The organism is Acinetobacter haemolyticus, assembly GCF_900406815.1.
GTDB lineage: Bacteria > Pseudomonadota > Gammaproteobacteria > Pseudomonadales > Moraxellaceae > Acinetobacter > Acinetobacter haemolyticus_A.
This window is the reverse complement of the sequence record NZ_OVCN01000023.1, coordinates 38,701-51,615: the sequence shown is the minus strand read 5'-3', so window position 1 is coordinate 51,615 and position 12,915 is coordinate 38,701. Positions and strand designations below refer to the sequence as shown.

Annotated in this window: 12 protein-coding genes; 8 read left to right on the top strand and 4 right to left on the bottom strand. The window is 38.3% G+C overall.

Annotation, left to right across the window (positions count from 1 at the left end; translation table 11 throughout):
• Window positions 1–367: 367 nt before the first annotated feature.
• The gene (locus DK207_RS14380; RefSeq protein WP_109441774.1) at window positions 368–1,324 is read left to right on the top strand and encodes a YagK/YfjJ domain-containing protein; all 957 of its coding nucleotides are present in this window, start codon (window positions 368–370) and stop codon (window positions 1,322–1,324) included.
• 53 nt (window positions 1,325–1,377) lie between these two features.
• A complete protein-coding gene (locus DK207_RS14375) occupies window positions 1,378–2,241 on the top strand; it encodes a hypothetical protein (RefSeq protein ID WP_109441773.1) in 864 nt (287 codons plus the stop codon).
• A 99-nt stretch (window positions 2,242–2,340) separates the two neighbouring features.
• Here the strand turns inward: DK207_RS14375 and DK207_RS14370 are convergent, their stop codons facing one another.
• From DK207_RS14370 to DK207_RS14360, 3 genes are all read right to left on the bottom strand, one after another.
• Window positions 2,341–2,853 carry a hypothetical protein gene (locus DK207_RS14370; protein WP_109441772.1) on the bottom strand — a complete coding sequence of 171 codons (513 nt, stop codon included), beginning with the start codon at window positions 2,851–2,853 and terminating at the stop codon, window positions 2,341–2,343.
• Between the two features lie 100 nt (window positions 2,854–2,953).
• Entirely contained in the window at window positions 2,954–3,262 is a 309-nt protein-coding gene (locus tag DK207_RS14365; protein ID WP_322872394.1) for a hypothetical protein, read from the bottom strand.
• 178 nt (window positions 3,263–3,440) lie between these two features.
• Complete coding sequence (locus DK207_RS14360; protein ID WP_109441770.1) at window positions 3,441–3,716, bottom strand: hypothetical protein; 276 nt, start codon at window positions 3,714–3,716, stop codon at window positions 3,441–3,443.
• Window positions 3,717–4,523: 807 nt separating this feature from the next.
• On the opposite strand from DK207_RS14360, the gene DK207_RS14350 reads away from it, so the two are divergent.
• The 5 genes from DK207_RS14350 (at window position 4,524) to DK207_RS14330 (ending at window position 8,611) form a co-directional block, all read left to right on the top strand.
• Window positions 4,524–4,841, top strand: coding sequence for a hypothetical protein (locus DK207_RS14350; RefSeq protein ID WP_109441768.1), 318 nt, complete (start codon window positions 4,524–4,526; stop codon window positions 4,839–4,841).
• A gap of 63 nt (window positions 4,842–4,904) precedes the next feature.
• Entirely contained in the window at window positions 4,905–5,954 is a 1,050-nt protein-coding gene (locus DK207_RS14345; protein ID WP_109441767.1) for a DUF932 domain-containing protein, read from the top strand.
• Window positions 5,955–6,104: 150 nt separating this feature from the next.
• The gene (locus DK207_RS14340; protein ID WP_109441766.1) at window positions 6,105–7,247 is read left to right on the top strand and encodes a YqaJ viral recombinase family protein; all 1,143 of its coding nucleotides are present in this window, start codon (window positions 6,105–6,107) and stop codon (window positions 7,245–7,247) included.
• Window positions 7,248–7,389: 142 nt separating this feature from the next.
• On the top strand, window positions 7,390–8,292 hold the full coding sequence (locus DK207_RS14335; RefSeq protein WP_109441765.1) for a hydrolase or metal-binding protein: 903 nt from the start codon (window positions 7,390–7,392) through the stop codon (window positions 8,290–8,292).
• 88 nt (window positions 8,293–8,380) lie between these two features.
• On the top strand, window positions 8,381–8,611 hold the full coding sequence (locus DK207_RS14330; protein WP_109441776.1) for a helix-turn-helix transcriptional regulator: 231 nt from the start codon (window positions 8,381–8,383) through the stop codon (window positions 8,609–8,611).
• 153 nt (window positions 8,612–8,764) lie between these two features.
• Here DK207_RS14330 and DK207_RS14325 read toward each other — a convergent pair whose 3' ends face one another.
• Window positions 8,765–10,222, bottom strand: coding sequence for a hypothetical protein (locus tag DK207_RS14325; protein ID WP_109441764.1), 1,458 nt, complete (start codon window positions 10,220–10,222; stop codon window positions 8,765–8,767).
• A 415-nt stretch (window positions 10,223–10,637) separates the two neighbouring features.
• Here DK207_RS14325 and DK207_RS14320 point away from each other — a divergent pair, with 415 nt between their 5' ends.
• Window positions 10,638–12,914 carry a TerB N-terminal domain-containing protein gene (locus tag DK207_RS14320; RefSeq protein WP_162540243.1) on the top strand — a complete coding sequence of 759 codons (2,277 nt, stop codon included), beginning with the start codon at window positions 10,638–10,640 and terminating at the stop codon, window positions 12,912–12,914.
• The last annotated feature ends 1 nt before the right edge of the window (window position 12,915 follow it).

The window sequence follows — 12,915 nt, the reverse complement described above, 5'->3', positions numbered from 1 at the left end:
CATGCCTGTTACTCCCTCCCTCTCTCTTTATTTGTCTCGTCTACTATGCTTCTACAATTTCACCTGCCTTGTCTTTCTTTCTCTCTTTTTTTACTTCTCCATCCTGCAACCCCTTTCATTTTCTCTTTTTTTTTTTTTAATGATACGGCGACCACCGAGATCTACACGCGTAAGATCGTCGGCAGCGTCAGATGTGTATAAGAGACAGGACGAGTAGCTATCCAGCTTAGCTGGTTATTAATATTATTAAATACTTCTATATATTTTTATTCATATGTATAGGCTATATTTTATAAGCTAATTTATGGCTATTAATTTTTTACAGATCAGTCAGTGATATGAATCCTAACATGATGATTATCACGACATGAATTTGACTACAGTTATTTGGAATGAATCCAGTGTTTGTACTGCGATTGAAGACTTTGTTTACGATGTCTGTTTTGAACAGATGGGTGAACAACAATTCAAACAAACACTCAGTACATTATATGAAGCCTTTCAGTACTTCTATTCAGCACAGATTCACTACACGGAATCCATCCAATATTTTATTCAGTGTAAGTATTGGATTGATCATTTTCTGAATGGTCAATCTGCATCCCATATCCTAAATTTTAATATTCAACAGATTCAAACCCTATGCTGTGTAATCAGCCAATACAAACATGATTATTGGAATGAGCATGCTCGTTTTATCCAACAAGAACAGCAGAATCGAAATTCACTGCATCAGTATTTGACTAAACTCATGACACATTATTCGGAGCTGTTATTTGTACGTGTCGATTTGGGTTATCTCAAAGAGCAACAGGTTTATATTGGTATCGAGAATGTTCAACAGCATATGAGTATTTTAAGAAATCGTATAGCAAATCAAGATGGTTGTTTCATGGGGGTACAAGGATATGCATGGGCATTAGAGCAAGGTGTAGATAAAGGCTATCATTGCCACTTATTGCTGATTTATGATCCATCGAAACGGCAAAATGACTGGTATCTCGCTGATCAGGTTTGGCAAATGTGGAACAGTATTACGGGTAATATTGGCGTGCATTTTAATTGTAATACTATGGAATATAAGCAGAAGTTTAAGGAACTTAATCGCTTAGGTATAGGACATATCCAGTGCAATGTTGCATTGGAAATCAGTAATGCATTGAATGCTGGTATGTATCTGGTCAATCCTGAAAAGTATGCACAGCATCTACGAGCAAAGATACCGTATATGCGTAGCTTTGGTACAGGTCAATTTGAAGTGCATTGGCGTAGAGGTGTTGCTCAAACTTTACAGCGATGTGGATTTAAGTCAAACAACAATTAAAAAACTACGGCACTCCTAGTGATATGAACAGATAACCTAGGATGTGTTTTCTCATGACGACCTACAATGAAGCTCAAACCTTTTGTGAAATTGAAAAATTTATCAAGGATGTGGTGAATGACCAAATCAGTTGTGAACAATTCAAGCAACAAATTGTTCCTCTAATTATCAAGTCTAGACGTTTTTTTATTGCTGGTTATGACTATGTTGATTCCATTATTATTTTTAAGCTGATTGAACGAGCCTTGTTTCAAGCCAATAAATATACATTGTATAAAAATATTTATGATCTGCCCGATCATGTGATTGAGTTGATGATTGCCGATATCCAGTCAAAATCTGAATTGATACAGCATGGTCATCAATACGATCAGAAGCAGAATAAAGCTGAAATGAAAAAGGTCGAACGCTTCTTCTTGGATTTGATACAAAACAAGGACTGCTTAATGATCTTTCCAATGCGGTTGGGTATCAGGGCAGATGTATCGTCATTAGCATTTAACGAATTTGAATGTTATGTCTATGCCTTGTTGAGAGAGGTTAGGGCAAGGGAGATCAATTTATTCCGTTGCATCCATTCAGTGATCTGGAAAATGAAACATCATCCTGATCGGGGTTACTACCTCCAGATCTACTTCATTTATGCAGGACAAGCACAGGACACGACTTTATCTGACCATGCCAATAAATTGGCAGCGAAGTGGGAAGAACTCAGTAATGGTTATGGTGAAGCTCACATTGAAGAACAAGCCAAGAAAGGTTGGTCAGTGAATTGTCAGGATGACAGACAGATTCAACGCACCTTACAATTGGTCAAGAGTGATTTCAATGCGAATAGTAAAAATCATTATTTAAGGGTGATGCGAACTCGTCGCAAGACTTTTGATTGTGAACGCATTCCTTTAACGCTGAATTAGTCTCGTTCAGTAAAATTAATGGAGTTGTAGTTCAACAGTGGTCTAAGAAAAACAATGCGCTTAGACCACTAAACCACTGAAGCATGAATGGGCGAATGCCTAGAAATTATAGGTATAGGTCAAGCCACTGCTGGTCGTGATGGTCACTTCACGCACGTATTCAGCCGAACAGCCTAAGTAAACTTTTGCTACCGAACCATAACGCATATTTTGGTAATCGTAAGTGCCTTTGCTTCTACAATTGCCACGATTGATTAAAACCCCTGTGATGGTGGTCGGAGCATCATTTAAAGATATGATATTTAATAGATCGCTATAGCCTGTCATGGAGTATTGTGATTCTTCACGACGGACACGGACTTCAAACTGTTCTTGTGGTGCTGTTTGTGCAGGTTCAACAGGTGGATCATTCAGATCATACTCTGAGCTATCGACCATTATGGTTTTAAACTTATCGTCGGCTGGATCTTCAGTGGTTGATGAGGGTGCTTCAGCTTCACTTGTTTGAGCAGTCGTCGATTCAGATGTTGATTCTGGTTTTGAGGGTGGGCTACATGCGCTGAGGCTAGCGATCAGCAAGCCTGACAGCAGCAGTGGCTTGATCAGATTCATTGTTCAATTCCTATGATTAAATTCTTCGTATTGCATTGGTTGAGCCACACGGCTCAACCAATGGCTCGTTTTTGCTTTATTGTTTTGATCACTTGAGTTGCTATTTACATTTACCATGACGAACCGACTCAACCATGCGTGGTTGGGTCTGCTCGCTACTGAGACGTAAACAAATGGCTTTTTTAGATTTGGCAGAACTCGAAATAAACTCCTCTCCCTGAATCGGGCTTGCTCCACCAGCGTTATAAACCATATAGCGTTTGCCTGAAGTCGCTTTAAACGTGAATGCATCTCCCGATTCACTAAAGCCCTCAATTGTCTTTACCGTGACAGTAACAGTATTGGCTTTGGCAAAAGCCGTACCACACATCACACTTAGCCCTACAGCTAAAAATAGTTTTTTCATCATCAGTTTCCTTATTTCATTTATTTTCTAAAAATGGTGACAGGCCAAACGGCTGCTTTGCCTAGGTTGTAGGAATAGGGCATGTGAGCGGTGCTGCTACAATTTTTGAAATAGACAGAGCAAATCACTGCGATAACGATGTAGCCGATAATTAAATAATTTTTCATTTTTGATCCCTGCCTTATTCTTTACATTGCTGTACAGCATTCGCCATCACTTTGTTAAATTCAGGTGGTGGTTGCATGGTGTCTCGAGTGGTGACATCAGCCATACTTTCCATAAACTCGGGCGAGTAATGCGCCTCAACCTTGTCGTAAATACAGGAACAAGTTGAACGGTCTAGTCCACCAGCCTGACAGCCTGCTTTAAAGTCACGTTTGACCTTACTGTCACAGGCGATGAGTAGGCTGCTACTTAGAACAATAGTGATGACCCCGAACCACGTTTGATATTTCATAGATATTCCAATTCATTGTGATTTGTTGTTTTTAAAATCGTTATGGATTGCCTATTTATGCCAACCTGCCAGATAGACCAGCAGCCATAAAAACCCCAGCAATAAAATAAAGCCTGGCCCAAGAGCCACCACGACGATGACAACCAAAATAAGCTGTGTGATGAATTTCATGATTTTTATCCAGCACAAAACACCACTGACCAAAATAGACTCAGTAGTTAATTGATGCCTTGAATCAATCAGGACACAGCGAAAGCGTGTGATAAATGAATCGGAATGAAATGCCTGAGAGAGGGCGAAAGTGCAGGGGAATAAAGCACAGTAAATTGCGTCATGGTTGACTCCTTGGAATTATAAGAAGTTCTGCCGAATCACTGTCAATTGATTATGGTGGCAGAACGAAAGGGGGTTGACAGACTGGGATCCAAGGAACCAGCACGCACGAGGCGTCCCCCTCTCGCCCTACCATAGAAAAAAAGGGGGACGCGAGGGTTCCCACAACATACAAAATTACTTTCATATATCGTGCTGGATCTGCGGTCTGTCAAAACCGACTGACAATGTAGGTCAGCCCTTGCATCATAATCGCTGCTAAAAAACAGGTCAATTGATCTGTAGACCGAGTATTCAAAAATTGTCTAAAACTGATGATAAAAAACGCATTCTAAAAAAATACAAATACATAGCATCTAAATGACAACGGTGTTTCTCCATTCGAGACCGCACCAATACATGCTTCAACTACCCAGCAATCATTTTGCCTGCTTCCCCAGCAGGCTTTTTTATTCATTTACAGGAAATACCACAATGAGTTTGCCATGTCCTAATTGCCAGTCCCGAGAGACGGTACAACTGCAATCCCCCCAACATTTACCCAGTACCTCAACTAATAGCTCTATTTCCAATAGTGTGATGTCACCAATGGCACTTGCCACATTAGGAGTGAGTGTTTCCAAAAGTCTAAACATCCCACCAATTGCAGGCGCAATTGTTGGTGTACTGATTGGCGGAATATGGATGTTGATCACGGATGAAGAACAGCAACAACCGCTACACCCAACTTATCGTAGACAGTATTACTGCAATCACTGTGATCGCAGCTTTAGCCCGAATTTACGCAATTAAATCTTCAGCAAAATTTAAACCCAACCCTTTTACCCATTTAAAATTGATACAGGAATTATTCTTATGGCACATTTAGTTGAAACAATGGCATTCACAGGACAGACCCCTTGGCATGGTTTAGGCAATGAACTGACTCCAAACCAACCGATTGAGGTTTGGGCACAGCAGGCAGGCATGGATTGGCGAATAGAATCTTCGGATGTCAGTTATATGGCTCAGAATGAAAAGGGGCAGAATATTATTATGCCTTTTGAAGAACAACGGGTTTTATATCGTTCAGATACTCACGCACCTTTATCGGTAGTGAGTCAGCGCTTTCAGGAAGTTCAACCGATGGAAATCCTACACTTCTACAAAGACCTGACTGAGCAATCAGGCTTTGAACTGGAAACCGCAGGGGTACTCAAAGGCGGCAAGAAATTCTGGGCATTGGCACGAACAGGACAAAGTTCCGCACTGAAAGGTAAGGATGTGAGTAATGGTTATATTCTTTTAGCGACAGCCTGTGATGGCACACTTGCTACTACCGCACAATTTACTTCGATCCGTGTAGTTTGTAATAACACTCTAGCCATTGCACTCAAAGGACAAAATACCAGTGCAGGTGTGGTTAAAGTGCCTCACAGTACCAAGTTCAATGCGGAACGGGTCAAACAGCAACTGGGTATTTCAGTTCGGGCGTGGGATGAACACATGTATGAAATGAAACAACTGAGTCAACGTAAAGTGACACAGCAGGAAGCGACAGCCTACTTTGATGCAGTATTTAACAACAGTAGCCTGAGTGTAGCAGAACAGGATGAAAGCATTGTCCAGTACTACCGCAATGCAGCCATGCCAAATCAACCAAGCCCATCCAAAGCCGACAATAAAACTGAACCCAATGGCCGAGCCATGTCCAAGGTGATGACCATGTTTAACGGACATGGACGAGGTGCAGAACTGAGTTCAGCCAAAGACACCGCTTATGGATTACTCTGTAGTATTACAGAGTTTTGTGACCACGAACGTCGCGCCATGAGTACAGACCATCGTCTTGATACAGCTTGGTTTGGAGCAGGAGCAGTGATCAAGCAACGAGGCTTGGAACAGGCACTTCGAATGATTGCCTAAATTCAGTTTCAATTAAGCCGCTTCCTTTAGCCTAAGCATACGGTAACACCGTACAAGCACAGCAACACCTTTAGCCGCACCCTCAGATGCGGCTTTTTTTATGCCCAAAATTCAGCTTTTACGATTTTACTCATACAGGAATATTTGCCAATGAATAGCCATACTCAAATTCAAAATGCCTTAAATCATCCACCGTTACAGCCATATTCACCAAACCTGAATCTATCCATCCAGAACTCATCGAATCAACAGCTTGAAGTAGGAACTCGAACCAAACGAGACCGACCGAACAAACAGCCACGAAAAACTAAAACACCTGTAGCTAAACGTCTTGCCAATACTAAACAGATGAATTACCAGCAATGGCTGGAAGTCAGAAAACAGGGTATTGGCAGTAGTGATGCCGCTACCGCATGTGGACTGAATCCTTATATGTCGATGCTGGAATTATGGATGATCAAGACAGGGCGGATGCAGCAGAATATTGAAGACGAAAGTGCAGGCTATGCACCTTTGTACTGGGGTAAACAGCTAGAACCATTAGTTGCCCAATACTATAGCATGCACACCAATAATAAGGTGCGTCGAGTCAATGCAGTGCTACAACATCCTGTTGAAGACAAGCATTTTATGCTCGCCAATTTGGATTATGCCGTGGTGGGCAATAGTGACGTTCAGATATTAGAGTGTAAAACCGTGGGGGAATATGGCTCAAAACTATGGCGAGATGGTGTGCCTTTATATGTGCTGTGTCAGGTACAGCATCAATTGGCAGTGACAGGTAAACAGGCAGCGCATATCTGTGCCTTGATCTGTGGACATGAAACCAAAATCTATAAAGTGACACGTAATGAAACGGTGATTCAGCACATCATTAATGCAGAGCGTCACTTCTGGCAATGTGTAGAATCAGGTATTCCACCCAGTGTAGATGCTTCGGATTCTGCTGCAAAAGCCTTACAACAACTTTATCCAGAACAGATTCCATTAACCGTAGAAGACCTGACTCAAAATGAACAAGCTAATTATTTATTTAATCAGTTACTAGAGGAGCGACATAAAGTTGAACAACACCAGCAGTATTATGATGAACTGAAACATCAACTACAAATGATGATGAAAGAAGCAGAGCGAGCGGTATTTACAGGTGGTTCAGTCACTTGGAAAAAGTCGCAAGACTCCATCAGCCTAGACAGCAAATCCCTGCTTAAACTGCATCCTGAATATCTACAACAGTTTCCGCAAACCAAAGCTGGAACAAGACGCTTTCAGATTTATCCGAATGGTGGGTAAAGCAGACATTACCGACATCAACAATTCATTCCAACTCAAACAACCCGATCCCATACCCCAACAGGTATGGGATTTTTTATGTCCAAAATTTATTTACCCATATCACAAACACTTATTCCACATCTATATAGAGGACAGCATCATGATTAAAGGTTTAGCAATCACACCACCCGTTTTAGGTCGTATCAGTATCGGTAAAATTGTCGAAAAGAATGGTAAACGACTGCCTGAAAAGGATGATCAATTCACCATTACTAGCCAAATCCAGAATAAGGATGGCTGGGTGAAACATCCACTGGATGAACAGTTACGTGCCAAGGCACCGAATCAAAACCAAAAGCTAAGAAGCATCCCAGTCCGTATGATCTTCAATGACCCTGAGCTGAATCTACGAGCGGAGTACAGCTTATTTGACCGCCAAACTGGACGTTTAATCTGCTCAGGCAATGGCGAAATCTGTCAGCGACTCGGACAAAATGGCATTGAACAACATCCTTGTCCATCCCCTGATTTATGCCCACTGGCGCAAGGTGGATTGTGTAAACCTTATGGACGGCTGTATGTGAATTTAGATGAATCAGATGAGTTTGGCACCTTCATCTTTAGAACCACAGGCTTTAATAGCATTCGTACTTTGGCAGCACGGCTTAGTTACTATCATGCGGCATCAAGTGACTTACTTTCTTGTTTGCCATTGCAACTGACTTTGCGGGGCAAGAGTACCACTCAAAGTTACCGTACTCCGATCTACTACGTGGATTTGACTTTACGTGATGGAGTGAATCTGCAAGATGCGATTAGTTCAGCCAAACAGATTGATGAGCAGAGCAAAGCAGCAGGGTTTTATCAGGAAGCTTTAGATCATGTGGCACGGCAGGGCTATGGCAATGCCAGCTTTGAGGTAGGTGGTGAAGAGGGCTTGGGTATTGTTGAGGAGTTTTACAGGGATGAAACGAAGCCAGAGCAGTATCAGCAGTCCCATGATTTGACTCATGTTCAAGATATCCAGAAAGGGTTGCAGCAGTCGGTTCAGGCTTTGAATTGATTAGGTGGAAGCAGGACGTTTTTTCTTACAGCGAGCTCTATTATTTGAGCGAAATTGCGCTCGCATCATTGATTGGGAGAAAAACATCATGAATGCGTTCACAGGTCAAACTTTTCAGATGAATCAAATCATTAATATCAAGCATGTCGTTGAATTTACTGCTCTGAGCAAATCAAAAATCTATGAGATGATTAATAAGAAATCAAAGTATTATGATCCGACATTTCCTCAGCCTATACGGTTAACAGAGATGCGTATCGGTTGGTCTGCTTGGGAAGTCCATCAGTGGATTGAGTCTAAGATGGAAGAACGAGAGTAATGGGAGCTTTTGCTCCCTTATTTTTTTCTAAATTTGAGGTTAATAAATTGTAATGTAACTAAAAGTTTAAACTAGAAATAATTCTCCGTATTTAGAATACTAACGTTAGGTAAAATATTAGTAAAACCTTAATTACATTGCTTGGGATATAAATTAACTGTTAATAAGTACAGAAAATTTTTTCTGAAGTAGAGAATATTTAAAGCTTAATTTCCGGTTCAAAGCACCTTCTTTTATATAGTTAGCTATTAGTTGCTCAATATCATCATCAGTCAGGCTTATGATATAACCTCGATCATCTTTAGCAGTGTCAATGCAACGGTTCTTTAGACGCTCAGCATCTTCTACACTTCTACAGACTAATATACCTACTTTACCTCTACTTGGAGAGAATCTGCCAGATAGTTGATCAATTTCAGGATTTCCTATTTCTTTACCGTAATTTTTGCATTCAATAAAAATAAAAGCTGACGGGTAATGCATTGAAAGCCACTGAAAAAAACCAAACTTTGATTCATTGGCATAAGTAATGTCTATACGTTTTCTACCATCATGTATTGGATGCTGTTTAATTGGACTCACTAAATTGGGATAAAACAAGGCAGAGAAGATTTTTTCAATAATTTTCTCATAAATTCCAGCATGTTCTTTTCCTACAGGTATTGATTTTAATTCTTTAATTAAATCATCCCAATTAGGAAGTTCAAACTCATGACCTTCTATATCTGATAGATTTTCATGTTTTAAGGGGTCAGAAGGATTACTAACTTTAGCTTCTCTATATTTTTCGAGAATTTCTGGCCTTTTTAGAGTTTCATTTACGACGGAAAGTTTATCTCCACCGTATTTTTCTTTTAGGTCTTTCTTAGTAACTTTGGGAGTCCCATCTCTTAAGTATCTAACTAAACTTGAGTTTTTAACAATTTCCTCCTGTTGCATGGTTGGCAATAAGTAATGTTGATAATAATCTTGATAGTCATAAGCTATGTTTCTTCTTACGATTATTTTTGGGATTAAGATTAATTTTTCACCATTGGCTAACGGTAAGTCAACAAAATGATTTTCCCAGTTTTCTTTTTCTATGTTCCAGATAGGACCTGAACTAACATTTGGTACTAAGGGAATACCATAATAATTACACATATCTTGAGTGTATTTGATCAGAGGTGCTTTGATAATATTGCAGACAGCATCTGAGATCATATCTTTACCTATGCCCTCAATCATTAATGCTGTATCTTCTAAGTCTTGTAAAAGACCAGAAACGGAAGCTTGGCTTTTAAATAATGCATCCCATACCAAACCTGCCGAATGTGGACCAAAGCCATGACCTCTAGAACGATTTTTGGAGTAACCTAGATGAAATTCATTTGTTTCATTCAGTCCAGTGAGTAATCTTTTGGCTTCATCATGTTTACCATTTTTGATTCTATCTAGTACTGTTTCGAAATAATTTTGAACTAGGGCCGCACAATCATGGCCCCAAGGAGATTGTAAATTTCTTAACGCAGTGGGATCAACAAAGACCAAAAGATCTGTATTTATATCTATATCTAGAAAATCTAAATAAGGTTGGGTCAAATGCAAATTATAAATTTCTGAAATTCTCATTTTCTAGGCTATCACTTGATTTTTATTAGTTATACATTAAGTTTATACAAAAAGAAAAATGAATAAAACATAGTAAATTAAAAAAGATGCTATATCTTTAAAAATTGAATTTTTTTCAAGGATCAGCTAATAAATCAGTTAGAAAATATACGGTCTAACCCAAGCCAGAACAGGATAGGGTGCTTTAGTACTGTTAAATAATGATAATTCATAATTTTTGATCTGTTGATTATTTGCTCTTTAAAATGGATAATAAAAAATAAATATTTGATTTCTTGGTGGGGACGTGGGATTAATAATTCTAATAGTATTCTGTATAATTATATACTGCCTCTTTAAATCTTCCAATCAGAAAAAGTCAACTAACAAGCATGCACCGATACGCTTAGTTACCACAGTAGATCAGACTAAAAGCTTGAATTCATTTAATGAAGTGAAACCTAAACAAGAAAATTTGACTGACGCTTCTTTAGCTTCTCAACAAGCCATGTATTCTGAAAAAATAGAAACCAACAATGGAAGGGATATTATTATTGGGCTCCAGAATTCTCCTAGAGACTTGATGCAAAGTTTCAAAGACGATCAAGATGAAAATTTAGTTACATTTACAATATCAGTTGGAGCCTCTGAAAAAAAGTCATCTAATGTGTCAGTAGGACAATGGATTAAACAAGGTGAGAGCGTAAGAGTAAAGGAATTTGAGTCCAACAAAGGATTTTTTTATTTTGGTGGAAAACTAGAAGCATATAAAGCGGGCACTTATTACAATAGCCATGAAACAGAAGCTTCTCTAGTTGATGAAAGCTTGCAATTTGAGAAAAGAGATCAATTTTATACTGACTCCACATTGAGTTATTGGCCTAAGTATATTGAGCTATCTCCATCAGCAAGAGGTGCATATTTAAATTGGCTTTTTGGGGAGAGATCTGATCCTGAAACTCCAATAGGATATGTTTTTATTTATTTTTATGGCCTAGAGCGTAGAATATTAATTGATAGTACTGAACATGGCACAGTTGATGATAATGAGTTCATAGCAATATTTGATGAATTAAATAGATTACGTCAAATATTTGAAGAGCATTACGCTTTCTATAATTATTCAACTAGACTTATTGAAATGATGGTCTATTTAAGACCCCATGTTTTAAAAGTTGAATATTCTGATATTTCAACTAGATATGATTCTCTTCTTTTTAAATATTATTTGGCTAAGCAAGTTCAAGCAGAACAACCCATAACAAGTGAATTAGCTTTACTATGGATACAAAGCACAGATGAGTATAGTTTAAGAACACCAGCAAGAAGATGTGCTGAGGAATTTGCTATTCTTTTTTCTGAGCTATATTTGAAAGAAACAAAAGGTGGATTAGTAGTCAAACCTAATAAGACTAAGCTCAAATTAGAGTATTATCCAGCAAGTGGAACATTACGTGGATTTCAACTAGGTATTATTGATTTACCTGACCCTAGTATATTAAAGGCTCCCATCAAAAAGTTAGCCTACATTGCTGATCAGTGTACTGATGCTTTGGAACAATACAGTCGATATCTTGGGCGAAAGGGTACAAATAAAGAGGATATAGAAGCTATACTTCTATTACCAAATAATTTGAAAAATATAAATAAAAACAAATTATTAAATGAGTTTAAAGTATGGGCCAATGAGAAAATTGATAAGCATACAGGTTTAGTTTTTTTTTCTGAATTATGGAATTTTACGGGTAAATCCTTACCTGAAAAACTTAATAAGAAAGAAACTGATTTTTTAGAAAATTTTCTAAGTTTAGGAAATTATTCTTATACTCCAGATCATAGAGTACACAAGATCAAACCAAGTATTAATGGGTATATAGTATTAACTCATGGAAGTATAAATCGAGATCATCAGATATCTTCTGCATTCAATAGAATTCTTTTATTTATTCGATTAGCAGTGATTATTGCTAAATCTGATGATAAATTGCATGAAAAGGAACAGGAGTTAGTCCATAAAATTATTGATGAAGATGAGCATTTAACAATAAATGAAAAGAGTTCCTTAAAAGCATATTTTCTGTGGAGTATGCATACTCCAACGAACACTGTGGGATTAAAACAACAAATAGAGGTTATGGATGAAACGTCTACAGCAAATTTTAGAAAGATGTTGATCCAAATGACTTTAGCTGATGGAACGGTAGAGGCATCTGAAATTAAACAGCTTGAAAAATTGTATACTATGTTAGGAATTGATAAGTCTTGTGTTCTTAGCGACTTACATCAATATGGTTCACAAAAGAAATCTGATAGAGATGTTAAGCTGGTATCTATACCTACCTCATCATTTATTATAGATGAATCAATTCTTGCTCAACATGAAGCTGAAACAACGGAAGTTCAGGCGCTATTGGGCTCTATTTTTACAGAAGAAAATATAATTGATGAACAAATAGAGCCTACTTTATCAAGTCCAGTTTTATCTGTCACTTTAGATAAGCAGCATAATGAATTATTTAAAATTTTGATTAGTAAAGAAAAGTGGTTACGTGAAGAAATTGAAAGTATTTGTGCAAAATTTGACTTGTTAGTTGATGGTGCCCTTGAGACTATTAATGATTGGGCTTACGAGGTTGTAGATGCACCTGTATTTGAAGATGATGGTGATATCTTTGTTGACCAAGAAATTGTTTCAGAATTAAAAGGGGAATAGA

What these genes read in the sequence shown, in the direction of transcription:
- DK207_RS14375 (WP_109441773.1), top strand. Translation starts at nt 1,378, where the DNA reads ATGACGACCTACAATGAAGCTCAAACCTTTTGTGAAATTGAAAAATTT.
- DK207_RS14360 (WP_109441770.1), bottom strand. Translation starts at nt 3,716, where the DNA reads ATGAAATATCAAACGTGGTTCGGGGTCATCACTATTGTTCTAAGTAGC.
- DK207_RS14340 (WP_109441766.1), top strand. Translation starts at nt 6,105, where the DNA reads ATGAATAGCCATACTCAAATTCAAAATGCCTTAAATCATCCACCGTTA.
- DK207_RS14345 (WP_109441767.1), top strand. Translation starts at nt 4,905, where the DNA reads ATGGCACATTTAGTTGAAACAATGGCATTCACAGGACAGACCCCTTGG.
- DK207_RS14370 (WP_109441772.1), bottom strand. Translation starts at nt 2,853, where the DNA reads ATGAATCTGATCAAGCCACTGCTGCTGTCAGGCTTGCTGATCGCTAGC.
- DK207_RS14350 (WP_109441768.1), top strand. Translation starts at nt 4,524, where the DNA reads ATGAGTTTGCCATGTCCTAATTGCCAGTCCCGAGAGACGGTACAACTG.
- DK207_RS14330 (WP_109441776.1), top strand. Translation starts at nt 8,381, where the DNA reads ATGAATGCGTTCACAGGTCAAACTTTTCAGATGAATCAAATCATTAAT.
- DK207_RS14365 (WP_322872394.1), bottom strand. Translation starts at nt 3,262, where the DNA reads ATGATGAAAAAACTATTTTTAGCTGTAGGGCTAAGTGTGATGTGTGGT.
- DK207_RS14380 (WP_109441774.1), top strand. Translation starts at nt 368, where the DNA reads ATGAATTTGACTACAGTTATTTGGAATGAATCCAGTGTTTGTACTGCG.
- DK207_RS14335 (WP_109441765.1), top strand. Translation starts at nt 7,390, where the DNA reads ATGATTAAAGGTTTAGCAATCACACCACCCGTTTTAGGTCGTATCAGT.
- DK207_RS14325 (WP_109441764.1), bottom strand. Translation starts at nt 10,222, where the DNA reads ATGAGAATTTCAGAAATTTATAATTTGCATTTGACCCAACCTTATTTA.